Here is a 19,121-nt window from a genome sequence, read left to right as displayed (position 1 = left end):
GGGCAATGCTCCGCGACCACGCCGTCTACCAGCCCACAACTACTGCTGCGGCCGCTTGACAACGTCATTGAGAATCTCCTTCAAGTGGGTGTCGACGTCAAAATTCCAGAACGGCCCGACGACGGAGAAAGCGGCGTTGTAGATCAGCAGACCCACATCGAGGTCGGCGAGGTCGGCGACGATGTGATCGAGGTCGTCGCGGCTGGCCAGATCCGCGCGCATCGCGCGCGTCTGCACGCCGGCGGTGCTGGCGATGTCGTCGGCAAGCCGCCGTGCCAGCTCGACGCGCCGTGCGATAACCGCGACATTGAGACCTCGTCGCGCGCAGTCTCGCGCGAAGGCTTCACCAAGCCCCTCGGACGCACCGGCGACGACGGCCCACGACCCGTAGCGTTTCGCGAACGATGTCATGGCTGGCTCGCATCAAGTGTCGTGACGGGCCGCGTGAACGGGTGCTCCCGCCACATCCGGATCAGCACCCAGATCGGGACGATCAACCAGCCCGCGTTTGTTGCGAACACCAGCGGCAGATGATCGCTGGCATACGGGCCGGCGATCTCCTCGCCGAGGATGATGGTGACGGTGGCGAGCATGACCGACGCCCAGATGATCGACCAATTGCGGATCCACTCTCTGCCCTTCCAAAACGCATACAGCGCAGCGATATAGAAGGGGCCGTACACCACCTGGTCGATGATGACGATCGTGGTGTACCACACCGGCCGCTCGTACAGCAGCGGGTCGAAGTTCGCGAAGTACCAGTGCAGGAAGTCGACCATGTACGGCAGCGGCCACACCGGATACGTGAAGTTGTCGGGGTCGCGGATGACGAGCTGCTCGATATCGGCCTGGTAGGTCACGAACGTGACATTGACGAGGAAGAAGAGCCACAAGATGATGTCGCCCTTGCGTTCCCGAAGCGGAATGACCTCGCGTGCGGCGGTGACCGGCGTTGCTACGGAAAGTGAACTCATGAGGCGAACTCCATCGACAGACTCGTCGGCCCACTCAGGCCGAGCAGCGGTTTCCACGGCACGGTGCCCACACAACGGGGACGGGGAAGACGCTGAGACAGCACCTTCAGCGCCTCGGCCAACTCGAGCCGCGCGAGATTGGCGCCGAGACAGTAGTGCACCCCGCCGCCGAACGTCAGGATGGGCGGTGGATCGTCACGGGTGATGTCGAACCGCGTGGGGTCGTCGTATATGGCCGCATCCCGATTGGCCGCATAGGTGTTGACCACAATGAACGAACCTGCGGGGAACGTGTATTCGCCGGTCTCGGCGTCGTCGACGGCACTGCGCACGGTGGAACACATCGACGGAGAGTGCCGCATGGTCTCCTCAACCGCGCGCATCGCCAGCTCGGGCCGCTCGCGCAGGAGCGTCCATTGGTCGGGGTGGTCGCACAGCACCTGCATCGACGCCGCGAGCTGGCTGCGGGTGGTATCGGTTCCGGCCACCAGGATGCTGAAGGCCAGCATCCGCAGCTCGGCGGCGTCGAGTCGGTCGCCGCGATCTTCGATCCGGATCAGCTCGGAGAGCAGATCGTCGGTCAACCGCTGCCGACGCTGGGCGATCATGTCGTCGATGTAGGCGTCGAATTCGTCCCACGCCTTGAGCACGACGGGCTCTTCCTCGGCGAGGTTGCAGTCGAAGCTGACGATCTTGAAGATGTCCTCGGCCCACAGCGAGAACTTCCGCCAGTTCTCACGCGGTGCGCCGAGCAGCGCGCAGATGACCGGTATCGGGTAGGGGCGAGCGATGTCGGCGACGAACTCGCACCGGCCCGAGTCGACCACACCGTCGATGAGTTCGTTGATGACGGCATGGATGGTGTCGTGCATGCGGGCGGTCGCCCGAGGCGTGAACGCCCGCGAGACCAGGCTGCGGAGCCGACGGTGTTCCTCGCCTTCCATGTTGAGGATGCTGCGGGTCACCCTGTCCCACAACGGTCCTGAGGTGATGCCGTGCGCCGACAGGTGGATGCCGGTGGGCACCACGAAACGCGGATCTCGAAGAATTGTTCGAGCGAGGTCGTAGGACAGCACCTCGGGTCCGATGGGGCCGAGTGCGATGGGCGCGGCCTGCTGCGCGTCCCTGAATTGCGGATAGATGTCCTGCGGCGTGTCCGTGACGTCATAGTGCAGAACCGGAAGGCCGGCCTCAAAGACGCTGGGCTTGGTGGTGTTCACGGTCGACTCGGTCATCACAGCTCACGGAATGTTGGTGTCCAGCAGTGTGATCGGCAGATCGAACACCGACAGGTCGATCTCTTCGAGATGTGTGCCGTCGCCCTGCATCTTCTGCCGGAAGCGGATGTCGGCACCGTAGCGACCGGTGACCGCCTCGGCTGCTTCGGCGTCGGGGACCTGGACCACGACGGTGTAGATTCCGTCGCCTTTGGTATCGAGGAAGTCGGCGACCGATGCGGCGACGGCGGCGGTGGCTCCGGGGAGCGGGCTGATGAGCTCGATTCCGTGTTCCCAGTCCAGGTTGATTCGTAATCCGAGTTCGGGCAGTTCAGCCGGTGCGAGGGTGAAGCCGAGGCTGGTGAACATCTCCGCAACGGAGTCGTGGCGTTCGGGCGCGATGGCGAAGACCACGTGATGGAGCGAAGGTGTGTTCTCAGACATTGGCTGCGCTCTCGGGGTCGACAGCGACCTGCGGGCCGGGACTGAAGAGGACTGGGAGCCTACGGAATCCGCGGGTGACGGAGTTGCCGTGGAACACGGTCTCCGAGTCGGACGCAATCGTGTAGTCGGGGAGCCGAGCCAGCACCTGCTCGATGCCGATGCGGAACTCCAGCCGTGCCAGGTTGGACCCAAGGCAGCGGTGCACGCCCGACCCGAAGCCGAGGTGTCGGTTGGCTTGCCGGTCAAGGACGCAGCGATCTGCGTCAGGGAACTCGGCGTCGTCGCGGTTGGCGGATGCGTAGTTGACGATGACCGATTCGCCGGGGCAGAAGCGGTGGCCGTTCAACTCGGTCTCTTTGGCGACGGTTCGCGGAATCCCATGGATCGACCCGCCGAACCGAATCAGCTCCTCGACGGCGCGCGGCATGATGTCGGGCTCGCGGATGAGCCGGTCGCGCTCTTCGGGATGTGTGCCGAGATAGTGGAAGGCGAACGACATGGCGCTTGCGGTCGTCTCGAGCCCGGCTTGGACCAGAAGCATGGCGTTGGACACGACGTCGTTGAACGCCAGCTTCTCGCCGTCGATTTCGGCTGCAAGCAGCACGTCGATCATGTCGTCACGCGGTGGTGCGTCGATGCGCGCGGACACGGCGTCGTGGATGTGTTGGTACAGCCCGCCCCATGCGGCCATCCGCGCGTCCTCGGTCGGCCCGTTCAGCGCGTCATCGGTCAGGTCGATGCACAGCGGGACGTCGTCGACCGGCATGCCAAGCACATACTTGAAGAAGACCACCCCGGGCTGCCGCCACGCGACCTGGGCCAGATCGCCCGTCCCCGACTCGATGAAGTCATCGATGAGACGGTCGGTCTCCCAGCGGATCTGCGGTGTCAGCGCCTTCATCCGCGCCGGTGAGAAGTACGGGTTGAGCACCTTGCGGAACATCTGCTGCCGCGGCGGGTCGAGCGTGATGACGAGGTCGCCTGCGAGCTTTTCGGCGGCCTCCGGCGTGGGGTTGCTGGAGAAGTGCTGCCAGTCCTGAAGGATCGAGTAGCAGTCCTGATAGCGCACCGCCACCCACGCGCCGCCGGGGGTCGGGGTCAGGAAGGGGGTGTCGGTGTGGGCGAACGAATCACGCCGTCGCATCACCGAGTAAACCGCGTAGAGGAAATCGTTGTCGTTGAAGTCCTCGTGGCGCAGATCCCAGTTGTCCGCGTGCTGTTCGGGCGTCGGCATCAGCCGCCCTGTCCTTCCGCGGCTTGGCGGGCCACGCGTTCGTCGTGGATCTTCACCAGTTCGCGGAACCCCAGCCGGTGGTATTTGGGAGTCGGCTGAATGCCCCACTCGTCCTGTGCGGTGTCCTTGCCTTCAGCGCCCTCGGGCGGACCCAGCGGAGGGTAGGGGTACTTGCATTCCAGATTGTCATCGGAGAAGCGCACCTTGAGCAGTTCACTGCAGATCTCGGTGAGGCTCAGCGTGGGGTAGCCGTAGTAGACCGCCATGAAGGGCAGGGTGAATGCGCCTTCGATGACGAGCGCGACCAAACACACCAACACCGCGCGCTTGATCCACTTGTGCATGCGGGCGTAGTAGGGGGTGGTGCCGGGCGGCAGGTTCTCGTCCGGCTTCTGATCCTCTGTGGTAGCTGGCGTGGTCATAGTCGTGCTCCTTCAAAGGCATTCAATCGGAGAAGATTTCGCGGTTGACCGTGTGCAGATAGGGGATGGCCAGGAACGGCGTGATGTAGAAGATGTCGTAGAGCCACCACCCGATGACTGGGAACACCACACCCGCGTAGCGCACGTCGGCGTACATCGTCATGTTGAACACGTACAGGCACCAGATGAGCACGCCCATCCAGCAGGTGACGATCATCCACTGGTGGCCCCACCGCTTCATCTGCAAGAAGCCGATCGCCGCGGCGCAGCGCATCGCGAAGACGGTGAGGATCATTCCGAAGACCATCGCCTTTTCGCCGGGTGCGGCCGCGCCGCCGATCCAGGCTTCGTTGTAGTGCCAGAAGTAGCCTGCGTCGAACATGGCGCCCCAGCCGACCATCAGCACCCTGTTGATCAACGTGTGGTTGGCGACGAGGTCGAGCGCCCACCCGACGCTGTTGAGCATGCCGTCGATCAACACCAGATAGCCGATGAGCGTGACGATGATCGGCCGCACCGACAGACCCGCCCGCAGCGCTTGACGTTGCAGCCAGACCCCGCGCATGAAGATCGGGAATCCGATCAGCCCCGGCGCCCACATACCCATCAGGGCAGCGCCGGCGATCATCCACTTGTCCGCACGGCGCTGAGCCTGACGCGACTGCTCCTCGTGAGCGTCCAGGCTGACCGAACCGCCCGGCGCAGCCTGTGGTTTGACGCCCGAAAACCGGTTCAACAGCGGCAGATTCACAAGTCCCACCAGCCCCGCGCGAACGACATGTACAGCTGGATCGAGAACATGATCAGTAGGTAGCCGTAGATGACTATTTGCAGCACGATAAGCGCCCGCTTGCGCTTGCGTTCCTTCTGGTCCATTCGAGAGCTCCTTCCTAAAGCAGGCTGGCCGCGGCGATTTCCCGCAGCCCGTCGGTGATGGCGCCGTCGGTGGATAGCGGGGCGAGGATGGCGGCCTCGGCCGCGTCCAGTTCGCTTGCTCCCGCGGCGATGAGCTGCGCGGCGGTGACCAGCGCCCTGGTCGAGGGCGGCTCGAAGTGAAACGCGTCGTCGGCGGTGCGGATGGCGACCGCGCACTGCACCAATCGCTGCGCCGTCGGCAACGGGATGCCGGCTTCCGCGACGATCACTTCTGCCTCGCGGTCAGGAGGCAGATAGCGCATCGGCAGCGTGACGAACCGCTGCCGGAACGACGGCTTGAGCTCCTTCAGCGAGCTGCGAAAGGCGGGGTTGTACGAGCACACCAGCATGAAACCGTCTGGCGCCTCGACGACTTCGTTGGCGCGGTCGAGGTAGAGAGCTCGCCGGTGGTCGGTCAGCGAATGCAGGATGGCCAGCGAGTCGTGGCGCGCCTCCACCACCTCGTCGAGGTAGCAGATGGCACCGGCCTTCACCGCTCGGGTCAGGGGCCCGTCGGTCCACACCACATCGCCGCCGGTGACCATGAAGCGGCCGACGAGGTCGGAACTGGTGAGGTCGTCATGGCAGCTGATCGTCACTACCGGGCGTTGCAGCAGCACGCCCATGTGCTCGACGAACCGGGTTTTGCCGCAGCCCGTCGGGCCGGTGAGCATTACCGGCAGGCGGCGTTGGAAGGCCTGCTCGAACAGCTGCACTTCGTTGCCATTGGCGAAATAGTCATTCGACGTCACGCGGACACCAACTCTCGATGAACATGGGCAAGGACACGGGGGAGTTCCTCGACGCGCTTGATGCGCTGAGATCGGCGTGGACCGAACACTTCTGGCAGCGGATCGACACGGGTGGGCCCGACGCCGACGTAGTACACGGACACGCCGGCGTCGTTGGCCTCCTCGACCGCGTGTGCAGCATCGGCCCACGCGTAGCGGCCTTCGTAGCCCTCGTCGGAGATCAAACCGTCGCCGATGACGATCAGCAGGCGTCGTTCGGAGGGCTGCGCAAGCAGTCGGCTCGTCAGGTGGCGTATCGGCGCGCCGAGCCTGGTGTATCCGCCTGCGGCCAGACCCAGCTTGCTCGGCGGGACGAACCTGCGGTCCTCGAAATCCTTGAGGCAGCGGACCTCGACGCGGTGGCGGGTGTTGCCGGTGAACACGAAGACGCCGTGGCGTTCCCGCGCGAGCGTCATCGCGCGGGACAGCGCATCGGCGCAGGACAGTTCGAGGGCGAAGATGCGCCCGCCGTGCACCCCGAGCGACGAACTGCCGTCGAGCAGCAGCGCGGTAGTGACGTCGCGGCTGCTGGGGAGCAGATCGCGGAAAATCCGCGGTTCGTCGGCCTCGCCGGCGGCCAGGTCGATGTAGTGGCTGACGTATCGATCGACGTCGACGTCGCAGCCGTCCTCGAGGCGGCCGGTCATGGCCCGGTGTGTGTGCTCCTGGAACCACTTGCGTAGTTCGGCCGCGACGGGGACCGCGTGACGCACGCGGTGGGTCTCGGTTTTCTCCAGCACTGCCACGTGATTCGGAAGGAAGCTCTGCGTCCACATGTTCCACTCCGGGTAGGGGATGCCGGGGCGATGGTCTGGCGTGATGTCGAAGTCGTTGTCCTGCGGCCGGTTCGGCGGCGGCAGATTGGGGTTGCGGACGCCGCCGTCGCCGCCGACGGGCACCGAGTAGGGCCGGGGCAGCCGCTTCTGCGTCGTCGTCCACGGCATCCTGCCGAAGCTGTGCCGCAGTTTATCGCCGATGCCCTGCGGCTCCGTGTAGGCCACGGGAAGGTGGCCGAGAAGCGCGGGAACGTCGAGCGGTTCGGTGGTGTGCGCCAGTTCGATTGCGCGGTTGAGCATTTCCCGCGTGTCCGTGTCGGCGTCGGCGATGTCGATGCCGGGCAACGCGGACCGCAGTTCCGCCATCAGCCCGGGCCAGCGCGAGAAGATCCAGCCGACCGCGACGGCGGCCTCGACCAGGCAGAGTGCCCGCAGTTCACGCGCGGACAGTTCGTTCAGCCGGTATTCGGTGAGCCGGTCCTTTGACGGTGAGCATTGCAGCGCGACACCACATGTCAGGGTTCGACGGCTCCAGGCCGGCGGGACCGGATAGGGCACGTGCACGTGTGTGAGCGCCGCGTTCAGACCCAACGCGCGGTGGGCGCCGGTCACGAGCCGGACCCCATCTCGGCGCTGTCCGCTCAATGCAACCGCGGTCACGGCGCAGCTGCGTTCAAGCGCCATCGCATGGGCATCCGAGAGGTCGGCCATGAGAATCGTCAGAAGGTGCCGATGTTGGAGAACATCCAGTACCAGAACCAGATGATCAGGATGGTGCCGCCCCACGCGGCGACGTATCGCAGTATTTCCCACAGAAATGCCATGGCTGAACCTCCCTGGTGACGGACGGCAGTGACGGACGGCAGTGACGGACAAGGAGTCATCGGGCCTCCAGACTTCGGACGGCGGTAGCGACCAATTCCCTGAGCATGGTGGTGCATGCGGCCTGGCCCGGCGTGGTGCTGAGCACCCCGTAGACGCTGAGCAGGAAGAAGACCGCGCTACAGAAAGGATCCACGTCGGGGTGGGTTTCACCGTCCTGGCGGGCGCGGTCGATCTCCTTCACCAGCGCCACGATGACCGGGTGGTCCGTCCACGCTTCGCCCTGGGGGCGCGATGGCGAGAAGTGCAGCGCCAGAACGTCTTTGAATAGAAGGTTGCCCAATCGACCCTCGACCGAGATCACCAGCTCGGTGGTCTTGGCGAGGGTGGTGGCGATGTCGCGCGGTGTCTCGAGGAAGCGAGCGAGTTCGGCGGCGATTCGCGCCTCTTCTCGCGACTCGAGTTCCAGCACTACGTGTTCCTTGGTCGGGAAGTGGAAGAAGAAGGTGCCGTGGGCGACGCCGGCGGCGGCCACGATCGCGCCGATGTCGGCGCCGGCCATGCCGCAGCGCTTGAACTCCGCGGTAGCCGCCCCGAGGATGCGCGAGCGGGTCTGCAACCTGCGCGCCTCGCGGGTGGTGGGCTTGACCGATGTCGTCATGAATGCCGCTCAGTCGGTGAAGATTTCGCGGTTGACGGAGTGCAGGTAGGGGATGACAAGGAACGGCGTGATGTAGAAGATGTCGTAAAGCCACCAGCCGATGACCGGCAGGACGACGCCGGCGAAGCGGACGTCGGCGTACATCGTCATGTTGAACACATAGCCGCACCAGATGACCACCCCCATCCAGCACGTGATGATCATCCACTGGTGACCCCACCGCTTCATCTGCAGGAAGCCGATCGCGGCGGCGATCCGCATCGTGAACACGGTGAAGATCAGCCCGATTTCCCAGCCCTTTTCACCGGGTCCCGCGGCGCCGCCAATCCACAGTTCGTTGAAGTGCCAGAAATAACCCGCGTCGAACATGTTGCCCCAGCCGGTGAGCAGCACTCGGGCCAGCAGCGTGTGGTTGGCGACCATGTCGAGTGCCCACCCCACGGTGTTGATGGCGGCGTCGATGATGACCAGATAGCCAAGCAGGGTGACCAGCATGGGGCGCACGGACAGGCCGTCGCGTTGTGCCCGCCGCAGCAGCCACACACCGCGCAAGAAGAGCGGCAGGCCGAAGATGCCGAGCGCGGTTGTGCCGATGAGGATGCTGCCCGAGATCAGCCACTTGTCGGCGTGACGCTGGGCCAGTCGCGATCGTTCCTCGTGCTCGTCGAGGCTCAGCCCGGTGGCGGGCGCCGCCTTCGGACCACCGTTCTTGGCGCGCAGGTTCACCATGGCCAGGTTCACGCTTCCTTCCGCAGCCGGACCACCTTGTTGTAGTCCAGATACTGACTGAAGTCAATGACTGCAGTAAGCGAAACTACGCCTGCAAGCTGCGCAGTGTCCTGGCGACGTAGTCGTCGAGCATGGCTGCCCGTGTCGGCCAGCTGGTCGTTGTCGTCAGCAACGCGTAGAGGCCGAGCAGAAAGAACACGGCGCTGTTCATCGGATTGACGTCGTCGGCGACGCGGCCTTCGGCCTTGGCTTGCTCGATCTGCTCGGCCATCTTCACGATGAGCGCGTGGTCTCGGCCGTCCTCGATCGGCGGCCGGGTCTGAGAGAAGTGCAACGCGAGGAAGTCCTTGAACAGAAGCGCGCCGAGGCGACGCTCGAGCGCGACGACAAGCCGGACCGCTTCGTGCAGCGCCGCCTCGAGGTCATTCTTGCGTTGCGCAAAACGACTGAACTCGTTGGCGATTCGCTGCTCTTCGCGATGCTCCAGCTCGAGCAGCACGTGCTCCTTCGTCGGGAAGTGGAAGAAGAAGGTGCCGTGGGCCACCCCGGCCGCCGACACGATCGCGCCGACATCGGCCTCGGCCATACCGGCGCGTTTGAACTCCGCGATGGCCGCACCGAGCAGGCGCTCTCTAGTCTGTAGCCGCTTCGCTTCGCGCGCCGAGAGTTTGTCTGCCGTTGCCATCGCCTGTCTTCCCGTCCGCCTTCTGCTCGCGCCGCCGGCACGTCCACCGGGTTCACGGTCAACGATATGGCGTGCCGTCAGCGTGCGGGTGCCGCGGTCCGAGGCGAGTCGCGAGATCGCTTGTTGACCTGAGTCAGCGCGCGACGTTAGATGGGGGTCGGCACCGGCCAGGTGAAGGAGGGCCATACGGCGATGCGCAGGGTAGTCCAGTTTTCCACCGGCAACGTCGGCCAACATTCGCTGCGGGCCGTCATCGGCAGACCCGATCTCGAGTTGGTGGGTGTGCATGCCGCCAGCCCGAACAAGATTGGTCGCGACGCAGCCGAACTGTGCGGGTGGCGCGAGCCAACCGGCATAGTCGCAACCGATGACATCGATGCGTTGATCGCATTGCAGCCGGATTGCGTCGTCTACACCGCGGTTGGTGAAACCAGGCCCACCGAGGCCCTAGAGCAGATGACCAAGTTTCTCGCTGCAGGCATCAATGTGGTGGCCACGTCGATGGTCTGGTTGGTGACGCCACGCCAGGTCGACGACTGGTTGCGGGTGCCGCTCGAGCAGGCCTGCGAGCAGGGCAACGCCTCGCTGTACGTCAACGGCATCGACCCCGGCTATTCGGGTGACACCCAGGTGCACAGTGCGCTGAGCCTCGTCACCCGCGCCGACTCGATCACCGTTCAGGAGATCTTCGACTACGCCAACTACGACGATTACGAGTTCACCGGAACCTCAATGGGTTTCGGCACCACGCCGGAGGACAAGACGCCGATGCTGTTTCTGCCGGGCGTCTTGACCACGATGTGGGGCGGTCCGGTGCGCAATCTGGCCGATCAACTCGGCGTTGAACTCGACGTGCTTCGCCAGCGCATCGAGCCCTGGTACACCGAGCAGCGGATCGAATGCAAGATGGCAACCGTGGAGCCGGGAGGATTGGCCGCCGTGCGGTTCGCGGTCGAAGGCGTGCGCGACGGCGTGCCCGTGATCACCATGGAACACATCACCCGGCTGACCGCGGCCTCGGCGCCGGACTGGGAATTCCCGCCCGACGGCAAGCCGGGCGTGCATCGCGTCGTCGTCGAGGGCGAACCGCGCGTGGAAGTCAACACGCACGTCTCCCACCCGACGCTCGATGTCACCGAGGCGGGATGTGTCTCGACCGCGGCCCGCGTCGTCAATGTCATCGACTGGGTGTGCCGGGCGCCGAAAGGCATGCTCGCGGTGGAGGATATCCCGTCCGCCGAGGCCATCCGCGGCCTGATGTGGAAAGCCTGAACTATTCCGTGACGTGCTTGCGCAGCGGCCGCGCCGCGGTCTCTTTCATCGTCAACACCGTTGCGAGCGAGACGATCGCCGCGATGATGAGGTAATAGGCGGGCGCGAGCTCGTTGCCGGTCCGGTCCGTCAGCCACGTCGCCACGTATGGCGCCGTACCCCCGAAGATCGCCACCGAGACGTTGTAGCCGATGGAGTACGCGCCCGATCGCACCCGCGTTGCGAACAACTCGGCGCCCGCCGCCAGCGAGGCCGACACGAACACCGCCTCCACCGCCGCCAGGCCGGCGTGCCCGGCGACTGCGGCCGCAAGGGAACCCGAATTCAGCAGCACGAAAAGCGGATAGGCGAACACGATGGAGCCCACCGAACCCGCAATCAATAACGACTTGCGACCAATCCGGTCGGACAGGGCGCCCAGCGGTGGAATCAAAACCAGGGCAACCACACTGGCGATCGTGATCGAGACGAACGCGTCCATCTTGGTCAGCTTGAGGGTCTGGGTGAAGTAGCTCGGCAGAAACGTGAACACCGTGTAGAAGCCCACGTTGTGGACGAGGACGAGGCCGAAGATCTGCAAGATGGGCCGCCATGAGGACGTCAGGGCCTCCTTCAGCGGCGACTCCGAGACATCGCCTTCGGCCTGCAATTCCTCGAACTCAGGCGTATCGCGAAGGCGCAGACGGATATAGAGGCCGACGACGCCGAGCACACCTGCGAGCAGGAACGGTATCCGCCAGCCATACGAATCCATGGCCGCCTCGGACAGTACCGCCTGCAGCACGGTGACGGTGATCGATCCGAGCAGGAAGCCGACCACCACCGACCACACCAGGAACGAGACGATGAATCCGCGGTGCTTGTCCGGTGCGTACTCGGCGAGGAAGCACGCCCCGCTGCCATACTCGCCGCCCGCTGAAAACCCCTGCAGGCAGCGGAGAAGCAGAAGGATCAGCGGCGCCGCGACGCCGATGGTGTCATAGCTCGGCACGAGGCCGATCGCGAAAGTGGAACCCGACATCAGCAGGATCACGATGGCCAGCACGCGCTGGCGGCCGATGCGGTCGGCCAGCGGGCCGAAGAAGAAACCACCCAGTGGGCGCATGAAAAAGGCCGCCGCGAAGATCGCAAAGGTGTTGAGCAGTGCGACGGTGTCGTTGCCGGACGGGAAGAACTTGTCGGCGATGTAGGTGGCCAACACGCTGTAGATCGCGAAGTCGAACCACTCGACGGTGTTGCCGATCGCCGCTCCCCGCACCGCTTTTCGGATGGCGGGCGTCTCGGGCTGTCGGTGCGAGACCTCATCGGGCAGAGTCATGGCGCTTCCTTCGAGCAGTCGAAATCACCCGTGTCGTCGATCTGTGATGTGCCTGTGGCCGAGCGCGTGGACCATGGCCAGCGACGGCCGGCGTGTAAAAGTACCGCCTGTGGCGTCACTCCGCACGTCAAGAACGCAGCCGGAAATGGGGTCGCGGGAACGCGTGTCGGTCGCTTCCATGCCGCCAGGATTGCCGGATTCGCCCGGATCTAACACTCTGCCCGTTGATGAGGCCGGTGATGCGAGGGTGACGGTCGCTAGTCGGCGACCGGCGCGCGCCATCTGCCGGGCAGCAGGCTGACCGATATCGCCGAGATGATCGACACGGCGACGAGGTAGCCGACGATAGCGTCGCTGGTGTGGGTCGCGTTGTAGAGCGCGGCCGCGATGGTCGGCGCGAACGCGGCCGCCGTCCCGTAGATGAGGAAGTCGTAGAACTCGACGGTGGTGCCGATGAAGCTGGCCACCGCGACGCGCACCGGCGACACCCGCGTTGCGGCGGCCGCCTCAACGGACATCGTCGGTGTCAGTCGCTGGCCGGAAGCGGTTTGGCTTCCTTGATGGTCAGCGGTGTCGTCCCCACCGACAGTGTGCCCTTGCCCGCCTTGGTCACCAGTACCTCGGCGCCGTTCTCGTCGACGTAGCGCTTGCCCATCAGATTCCCATCGGAGAAGGCGGGATCCAGCGTGAATTCACTCGAGACTTCTTCGCCGATCGGCACCATCGGAGCGCCGCCGGCGCGCAGGTCGCCGAGGCTGTCGGCGGACCTGACGACGATCACCTGGGTGTCGCACACCTGGCTCTGCAGGCGCGTGCCGTTCTTGATCATTGTTGGCTCCTAACTGGCGTTCAGCTCGCTGACGAGTTCGCGGCGCAGCACCTTGCCCGTCGCGTTGGTCGGCAGTTCGTCGCGGAATACCACCTTGTCCGGTGTGCGCGACCCGCGCAGTTGGCCCCGCACGAAGCCGCGCAGATCCTCCACGTCGGGGCAGGACCCCTCAGCGGGCACCACCACGGCGACGATGATCTGACCCCACTGCGGGTCGTCGGCCCCCACGACGGCGCAGTCGCGCACGTGGGGATGCTCGACCAGCACGTCCTCGATTTCGGCGGGTGCGATGTTCTCGCCGCCGCGGATGATGGTGTCGTCGGACCGGCCGCCGATGAAGAGGTAGCCGTCCTCGTCGAGGTAGGCCACGTCTTTGGTGGGGAACCAGCCGTCGTCGTCGAGCACAGAACCGATGTCGGTGTACTTGCCGGACACCTGTTCCCCACGGACGAACAGCTCGCCGGGTTCGCCGGGGCCGAGCACGGAGCCGTCTTCGGCGCGGATCTGCACCTCGACGGTGGGCACGGGGCGGCCGACCGAGCCCAGTCGGCGTGCCACTTTCTCGTCGGCAGCGGCGAGCGCCTCGCGGTGGTCGTCGGGGGTCAGGACCGCGATCGTCGAACTGGTCTCGGTGAGCCCGTAGGCGTTGACGAACCCGACGTCGGGCAGCAGCGATAAGGCCTTGCGCACCAACGGAAGTGCGACCTTCGACCCGCCGTATGCCAGCGAGCGCAACGTCGGCAACGCGGCCGATTCGGCCTCCAACACCGCGACGATCCGGTCCAGCATCGTGGGCACGACAGTGGCCGAGGTGACGCCTTCGTCGCGCACCAAGCGGATCCACTCGCGCGCGTCGAAGTTGGTCAGATACACCATCTTTCGGCCTGCGTAGAGGTTGGACAGTGCCGCGCTGACCCCGGCGATGTGGTACGGCGGCACACAGATCAGCGCCGCGTCATCGGGCGCCGCCGAACCGAACTCCACGGTGCCGGTGATGTAGCTCGTCAAGTTGTTGTGCGTCAGCTCAACGGCCTTCGGCCGCGACGTGGTGCCGGAGGTGAACAGCACGACGGCGACGGTGTCCGGATCGGCGAATTCGACGGCGGGCTCGGCGGTGCGCGCCTTCTCGATGAACTCGTCGGATGAGAGCACCTGGTTACCCGCGCCCGTCACAACGTCGGCGTACTCGGCGTCGGCGATCACCAGCGGCGTCGGCAGCCGATCGATCAGTTCGCGCAGCCCGTCGGCGCTGAGCCGGTAATTCAGCGGGGTGACGGGCACCGACGCGCGCGCAGAGGAGAAAAGCAGCAGCGGCAACATCGCCCCGCCGGTGCCGACATAGGCCACGTGCTGCGCGCCCGAGGCCGCTATGACCCCTGCTGCGCGGTCGGCGAATTCGCTCAGTTCATTCGCCGTCCACCGCACATCGCCGGAGACCACAGCCGTCCGGTCGGGATCGCCCGAGGAAGCCATCTCGAGCAGCAATGAGATGCTCATGATTTGTCGACGAAGATATCAAGTTTGGGATCGCCGCCACCGCCGTAGCGCGACAGGTCGGTGACGCCCGCCTCGGCCAGCACCTCGGAGTCGATGAAGCACTTGCCGTTCACCTCGGCGGCGGGCCTGGAGAAGATCTCGACCGCGGCGTCGCCCATGATCTGCGGGGCGCGCGAACGGGCGGCCAGCTTGTCGCCGTCGGCGAGGTTGGCCACCGCGGCGGTCGCGATGTAGGTCTGCGGCCACAGACAGGCGAAACCGATTCCCGCGTCGGCATATTCGGCCGCCCAGCCCAGCGACAGCAATGTCATGCCGTACTTCGACAGCGTGTACGACGGGTGTGCGCCGAGCCAGTGCGGGTTCATGTTCAGCGGCGGCGCCAGCGTCAACACGTGCGGGTCGGGCGACTTCCGCAGATGCGGTAGCGCGGCCTTGGTCAGCAGGAACGTGCCCCGGACATTGATATCCATCATCAGGTCGAACTTCTTGGCCGTGAGCCGCTCGGTCGGTTCGGTGGCGATCGCGCTGGCGTTGTTGACGCAGATGTCGACGCCGCCGAAGTGCTCGACCGCCGTGTCGATCGTGCGCGCCACGTCGTCCTCGTTGCGCACGTCGCCGACGACGGCCACGCCCTTGCCGCCCGCGGCCTCGATTTCGGCGACAGCGGTGTGCACGGTGCCCGGCAGCTTGGGGTGCGGTTCGGCCGTCTTGGCGAGCAGCACGACGTTCGCACCCCGCCCGGCCGCGCCGAGCGCGATCGCCAGGCCGATACCCCGGCTGGCGCCGGAGATGACCAGGGTGCGATCGGAAAACGTCTGGGACATGGCGCTCCTGTCGACGAGCCTCACCCTAACAAATCGGTATTGGCATTCTCATTTTACGCAAGTGCCATAATCACTGTGTACCGGGTCGTCGCCCGGTTTCCCGTGGTGTTCGCACCCGATAAGCCGTGCACGTTTGCGATTTGCGGTATTGGCATTCTCATTTTTTGCAAGTACGTTATCGAGTGATGACCGACCCAGCTCACACACCATCCGGCATCCCGCTGCAGCCCGTGTACGGACCGGCTGATCGGTCCAGCGAACCGCCTGCTCCGGGTACGTATCCGTTCACCCGCGGCAACTTCGCGAGCGGATATCGGGGCAAGTTGTGGACCTTCCGGCAGTACTCGGGCTTCGGCACGGCCGAAGAGTCCAATCGCCGCTACCGATACCTGCTGGACCAGGGCGGCACCGGCCTTTCGGTGGCACTCGACCTGCCGACCCAGTGCGGCTTCGACTCCGACGATCCCGAGGTCAGCGAGGAGGTGGGCCGGGTCGGCGTCGCGGTCGACACGCTCGCCGACGCCGAGATCCTGTTCGACGGCATCCCGCTCGATGCGATCAGCACCAGCTTCACGATCAACGGCACCGCCGCCATCCTGCTGGCCTTCTATGTCGCCGCGGCGGAGAAGAAGGGTGTGCCGCGCGCCAAGCTCACCGGCACCATCCAGAACGACATCCTCAAGGAGTACGCCTCCCGCGGCACCTGGATCTGGCCGCCGGAGCCCTCGCTGCGGCTGATCGCCGACACCATCGAGTTCTGCGCGGCCGAAGTGCCGAAGTTCAACGCGATCTCGGTGGCGGGCGCGCACTTCCGCGACGCCGGCGCGAACGCCGTGCAGGAGATGGCGTTCACGCTGGCCGACGGGGTCACCTACTGCGATACCGTCATCGAGCGCGGCCGGATGACCATCGACCAATTCGCGCCACAGATCTCGTTCTTCTTCTACACCCACGGCGACTTCTTCGAGGAGATCGCCAAGTACCGCGCGGGCCGGCGGCGCTGGGCCACGATCGTGAGGGAACGCTACGGCGCCACCAGCGACAGGGCGTCGATGTTCCGGTTCGGCTGCGTATCGGGCGGCGCCTCGCTGTACGGGCCGCAAGCGCAGAACAACATCGTGCGCGTCGCCTATGAAGCGATGGCCTCGGTGCTCGGCGGCGTGCAGTCGATGTTCACCGCCGCATGGGACGAGCCGTTCGCGCTGCCCACCGAGGAGTCCGCGACGCTGGCGCTGCGCACCCAGCAGATCCTGGCCTATGAAACGGGCGTGGCCGCCGTCGCCGACCCGCTCGGCGGCAGTTATTTCGTCGAGGCGCTCACCGACGCGACCGAGGAGAAGATCATCGAGATCATGGCCGATCTCGAGGCCCACGGCGGCATGGTGCGCGCGATCGAGGACGGTTATCTGCAGGGCCTGATCGCCGACGAGGCGTTCAAGATCCATCAGGAGATCGAGTCGGGCGCCAGGCCCGTCGTCGGGGTGAACAAGTTCGTCACCGACGAGTCGACGCCGGACGTCGCGATGTACGAGCTTGACGCCGAGGGCCGTGACACCCAGTTGAAGCGGCTGTCGAAAGTCAAGGCCGAGCGTGATTCCGGCGCGGTGGCGTCGAGCCTGGCCGCGCTGTCGCGCGCGGCTGAGGGCGACGACAACCTCATGCACTATCTGATCGACTGCGCCAACAAATACTGCACGGTGGGAGAGATGGTGAACGCACTGAAAGCCGTGTGGGGCGAGTTCCAACAGCCGGTGGTGTTCTAGTGTCAATCAACAGCTTTGCCCAGGATTTCGCCTCGCCCGCCCGGGTGCTCATCGCGAAACCCGGTCTCGACGGCCATGATCGGGGCGCCAAGATCGTCGCCCGCGCGCTGCGCGATGCCGGGTTCGAGGTCATCTACACCGGAATTCGGCAGCGCATCGAGGACATCGTCTCGATAGCGCTGCAGGAGGACGTCGCGCTCGTCGGGTTGAGCATCCTGTCGGGTGCGCACGTCGCGCTGACCACCCGCACCGTCGAGGCGCTGCGGGCCGCCGACGCCGGCGACATCGCCGTGGTGGTGGGCGGCACCATCCCGGAGGCCGACGTGCCCAAGCTGCTGGCCGCCGGTGCGGCCGCCGTGTTCCCGACCGGCACACCGCTGGAGGCGCTCGTGCGCGACGTGCGCGCGCTGACCGAGAAGGCGGGGGAGTCGGTATGAGGCTTGTTCACTCGCCGAACGTGAAGCCTGTGCGATTTCCGGGCCGATTTTTCGCAGAGGATTCACGCTCGGCACGGGGGAACGGGGGACTGCCGGGCGGACGCCGAGGGTTGGCACGCGGAAACGGGGGATTGCCATGCGCCTAGGCGTGATGATCGGCGCCGAGCGCGGCGACATGACCCGCAAGGTGACCAAGCTGGTGTCCGACATCGAGTGGGCCGAGTCCGCGGGCATGGACACCGCGTGGATGCCGCAGGTGCCCGACGATTTCGACGCGCTTTCCATGGTGGCGTTGATGGCCGCGCACACCTCGCGCATCGAACTGGGCACCGCCGTGGTGCCGTTGCAGGCGCAGCATCCGGTAGCGCTTGCCCGCCAAGCTCTTTCGATCCACGCGATCGCGGGCGGTCGTTTGGCGCTCGGCGTCGGCCCTTCGCACCACTGGATCGTGCGGGACATGCTGGGCATCCCGTATGAGAAGCCGGCCGCCTACACCCGCGATTACCTCAAGGTGCTCAATGCCGCGATCGCCGGTCCGGGCCCGGTCGACGTCGAGAACGACTCGTTCACCGTGCACAACCCGACCGTGTTGGCCGCTGAGACACCGATGCCGGTGCTGGTGGCGGCGCTGGGCCCGGTGATGCTGCAGATCGCGGGCGAGCACGCCGACGGCACTGTGCTGTGGATGGCCGACGAGAAGGCCATCGGTGAACACATCGCGCCCAAAATCACCAAGGCGGCGGCCGAGGCAGGCAGGCCCGCGCCGCGGATCGTCGCGGGAATCCCGGTCTGCCTGTGCGCGAACTCGGAGATCGATGCGGCCAAGGAGCGCGCGAATCGCATTCTGGCCGAGGCGGAGACGTCGCCGAACTACCAGCGGCTGCTCGACCGCGGCGATGCTCGCAACGTCGGCGATCTGTGCGCAGCCGGCGACGAGGAGGCGATCCTGGCGCGGTTCCGCCGCTTCGCCGACGCCGGTGTCACCGATCTGTCGGTGCGGCTGCTGCCGATCGGCAACAACCGCGACGAGCTTGTCGCCTCGAAATACCGCACCCGCGAGGTGATCGCCGAGCTTGCCAAGGCCCTCCGGTGACCGGCCAGGGACCGCTGGCGGGCATCCGCGTCCTCGAGGTCGGCGTGATGCTCGCCGGTCCGTACGCCACGATGATGCTCGCCGACCTCGGCGCCGAGGTGATCAAGATCGAGCCGCCGGGCGGCGAGATCTCGCGGCAGGTCAGCGACAGCTATTTCGCGAGCCTGAACCGCAACAAGCAGAGCGTGGTGCTGGACCTCAGGTCGGAAGGGGGGCAGCGCCGGCTTGGTGCGCTGGTCGCGGAATCTCATGCGCTGCTGGTGAATATGAAGCCCTCGGCGATACGCCGGCTCGGGCTCACCTACGAGGCGCTGCGCCGCTACAACGACAAGATCGTGTGCGTGGCGCTGACCGGGTTCGGAATGGACGGCGGTGACGATCCGGCGTTCGACTACGTGATCCAGGCGGGGACCGGGGT

23 protein-coding genes are annotated in these 19,121 nt (G+C 65.7%); 5 read left to right on the top strand and 18 right to left on the bottom strand.

Annotated features, from left to right (window positions below):
- Window positions 1-39: 39 nt before the first annotated feature.
- From CQY20_RS29435 to CQY20_RS29380, 13 genes are all read right to left on the bottom strand, one after another.
- Entirely contained in the window at window positions 40-411 is a 372-nt protein-coding gene (locus CQY20_RS29435; RefSeq protein WP_097944177.1) for an SDR family NAD(P)-dependent oxidoreductase, read from the bottom strand.
- On the bottom strand, window positions 408-974 hold the full coding sequence (locus CQY20_RS29430) for an EXPERA domain-containing protein (protein WP_097944175.1): 567 nt from the start codon (window positions 972-974) through the stop codon (window positions 408-410). The genes CQY20_RS29435 and CQY20_RS29430 overlap by 4 nt, the downstream gene beginning before the upstream one ends.
- On the bottom strand, window positions 971-2,209 hold the full coding sequence (locus CQY20_RS29425; RefSeq protein WP_097944173.1) for a cytochrome P450: 1,239 nt from the start codon (window positions 2,207-2,209) through the stop codon (window positions 971-973). The genes CQY20_RS29430 and CQY20_RS29425 overlap by 4 nt, the downstream gene beginning before the upstream one ends.
- 6 nt (window positions 2,210-2,215) lie before the next feature.
- Entirely contained in the window at window positions 2,216-2,635 is a 420-nt protein-coding gene (locus tag CQY20_RS29420; protein ID WP_097944171.1) for a VOC family protein, read from the bottom strand.
- Window positions 2,628-3,869, bottom strand: a complete 1,242-nt coding sequence (locus CQY20_RS29415) for a cytochrome P450 (RefSeq protein WP_174814669.1) — start codon at window positions 3,867-3,869, stop codon at window positions 2,628-2,630. Before CQY20_RS29415 ends, CQY20_RS29420 begins: the two co-directional genes overlap by 8 nt.
- A complete protein-coding gene (locus CQY20_RS29410) occupies window positions 3,869-4,291 on the bottom strand; it encodes a hypothetical protein (RefSeq protein ID WP_097944185.1) in 423 nt (140 codons plus the stop codon). The genes CQY20_RS29415 and CQY20_RS29410 overlap by 1 nt, the downstream gene beginning before the upstream one ends.
- A 22-nt stretch (window positions 4,292-4,313) precedes the next feature.
- The gene (locus tag CQY20_RS29405) at window positions 4,314-5,042 is read right to left on the bottom strand and encodes a hypothetical protein (protein WP_097944170.1); all 729 of its coding nucleotides are present in this window, start codon (window positions 5,040-5,042) and stop codon (window positions 4,314-4,316) included.
- Window positions 5,039-5,167, bottom strand: coding sequence for a hypothetical protein (locus tag CQY20_RS36030; RefSeq protein WP_272938841.1), 129 nt, complete (start codon window positions 5,165-5,167; stop codon window positions 5,039-5,041). The genes CQY20_RS29405 and CQY20_RS36030 overlap by 4 nt, the downstream gene beginning before the upstream one ends.
- A gap of 14 nt (window positions 5,168-5,181) precedes the next feature.
- The gene (locus tag CQY20_RS29400; protein ID WP_097944169.1) at window positions 5,182-5,958 is read right to left on the bottom strand and encodes a CbbQ/NirQ/NorQ/GpvN family protein; all 777 of its coding nucleotides are present in this window, start codon (window positions 5,956-5,958) and stop codon (window positions 5,182-5,184) included.
- Window positions 5,955-7,484 carry a nitric oxide reductase activation protein NorD gene (locus tag CQY20_RS29395; protein WP_097944167.1) on the bottom strand — a complete coding sequence of 510 codons (1,530 nt, stop codon included), beginning with the start codon at window positions 7,482-7,484 and terminating at the stop codon, window positions 5,955-5,957. Before CQY20_RS29395 ends, CQY20_RS29400 begins: the two co-directional genes overlap by 4 nt.
- 169 nt (window positions 7,485-7,653) lie before the next feature.
- Window positions 7,654-8,256, bottom strand: a complete 603-nt coding sequence (locus CQY20_RS29390) for a TetR family transcriptional regulator (RefSeq protein ID WP_097944165.1) — start codon at window positions 8,254-8,256, stop codon at window positions 7,654-7,656.
- Between the two features lie 9 nt (window positions 8,257-8,265).
- The gene (locus CQY20_RS29385) at window positions 8,266-8,985 is read right to left on the bottom strand and encodes a hypothetical protein (RefSeq protein WP_097944183.1); all 720 of its coding nucleotides are present in this window, start codon (window positions 8,983-8,985) and stop codon (window positions 8,266-8,268) included.
- An 85-nt stretch (window positions 8,986-9,070) separates the two neighbouring features.
- Window positions 9,071-9,670, bottom strand: a complete 600-nt coding sequence (locus CQY20_RS29380; protein ID WP_097944163.1) for a TetR/AcrR family transcriptional regulator — start codon at window positions 9,668-9,670, stop codon at window positions 9,071-9,073.
- Between the two features lie 192 nt (window positions 9,671-9,862).
- Here CQY20_RS29380 and CQY20_RS29375 point away from each other — a divergent pair, with 192 nt between their 5' ends.
- Entirely contained in the window at window positions 9,863-10,942 is a 1,080-nt protein-coding gene (locus CQY20_RS29375; RefSeq protein WP_097944181.1) for an NAD(P)H-dependent amine dehydrogenase family protein, read from the top strand.
- 1 nt (window position 10,943) lies between these two features.
- On the opposite strand, the gene CQY20_RS29370 is transcribed toward CQY20_RS29375, so the two are convergent.
- From CQY20_RS29370 to CQY20_RS29350, 5 genes are all read right to left on the bottom strand, one after another.
- Window positions 10,944-12,260: an MFS transporter gene (locus CQY20_RS29370; protein ID WP_097944161.1), complete on the bottom strand. Its 1,317-nt coding sequence runs from the start codon at window positions 12,258-12,260 to the stop codon at window positions 10,944-10,946.
- A 257-nt stretch (window positions 12,261-12,517) separates the two neighbouring features.
- A complete protein-coding gene (locus tag CQY20_RS29365; protein WP_097944159.1) occupies window positions 12,518-12,778 on the bottom strand; it encodes a hypothetical protein in 261 nt (86 codons plus the stop codon).
- Between the two features lie 8 nt (window positions 12,779-12,786).
- Complete coding sequence (locus CQY20_RS29360) at window positions 12,787-13,089, bottom strand: hypothetical protein (protein WP_097944157.1); 303 nt, start codon at window positions 13,087-13,089, stop codon at window positions 12,787-12,789.
- Between the two features lie 9 nt (window positions 13,090-13,098).
- Window positions 13,099-14,586: a class I adenylate-forming enzyme family protein gene (locus CQY20_RS29355; RefSeq protein ID WP_097944155.1), complete on the bottom strand. Its 1,488-nt coding sequence runs from the start codon at window positions 14,584-14,586 to the stop codon at window positions 13,099-13,101.
- Window positions 14,583-15,410: an SDR family oxidoreductase gene (locus tag CQY20_RS29350; RefSeq protein WP_097944153.1), complete on the bottom strand. Its 828-nt coding sequence runs from the start codon at window positions 15,408-15,410 to the stop codon at window positions 14,583-14,585. The genes CQY20_RS29355 and CQY20_RS29350 overlap by 4 nt, the downstream gene beginning before the upstream one ends.
- 185 nt (window positions 15,411-15,595) lie before the next feature.
- Here CQY20_RS29350 and CQY20_RS29345 point away from each other — a divergent pair, with 185 nt between their 5' ends.
- From CQY20_RS29345 to CQY20_RS29330, 4 genes are all read left to right on the top strand, one after another.
- A complete protein-coding gene (locus CQY20_RS29345; protein ID WP_097944151.1) occupies window positions 15,596-17,173 on the top strand; it encodes a methylmalonyl-CoA mutase family protein in 1,578 nt (525 codons plus the stop codon).
- A 5-nt stretch (window positions 17,174-17,178) separates the two neighbouring features.
- Window positions 17,179-17,610: a cobalamin B12-binding domain-containing protein gene (locus tag CQY20_RS29340; RefSeq protein WP_097944179.1), complete on the top strand. Its 432-nt coding sequence runs from the start codon at window positions 17,179-17,181 to the stop codon at window positions 17,608-17,610.
- A gap of 136 nt (window positions 17,611-17,746) precedes the next feature.
- Window positions 17,747-18,703 carry an LLM class F420-dependent oxidoreductase gene (locus CQY20_RS29335; RefSeq protein ID WP_097944149.1) on the top strand — a complete coding sequence of 319 codons (957 nt, stop codon included), beginning with the start codon at window positions 17,747-17,749 and terminating at the stop codon, window positions 18,701-18,703.
- Window positions 18,704-18,750: 47 nt separating this feature from the next.
- The coding region (locus CQY20_RS29330; protein WP_420093247.1) for a CoA transferase at window positions 18,751-19,121 on the top strand (371 nt) is incomplete at its 3' end.

Source organism: Mycolicibacterium agri (genome assembly GCF_002553505.1).
Taxonomy (GTDB): Bacteria; Actinomycetota; Actinomycetes; order Mycobacteriales; family Mycobacteriaceae; genus Mycobacterium; species Mycobacterium agri.
Note: the sequence above shows the minus strand (reverse complement) of the source record. Positions and strands in the feature narration are given on the sequence as shown.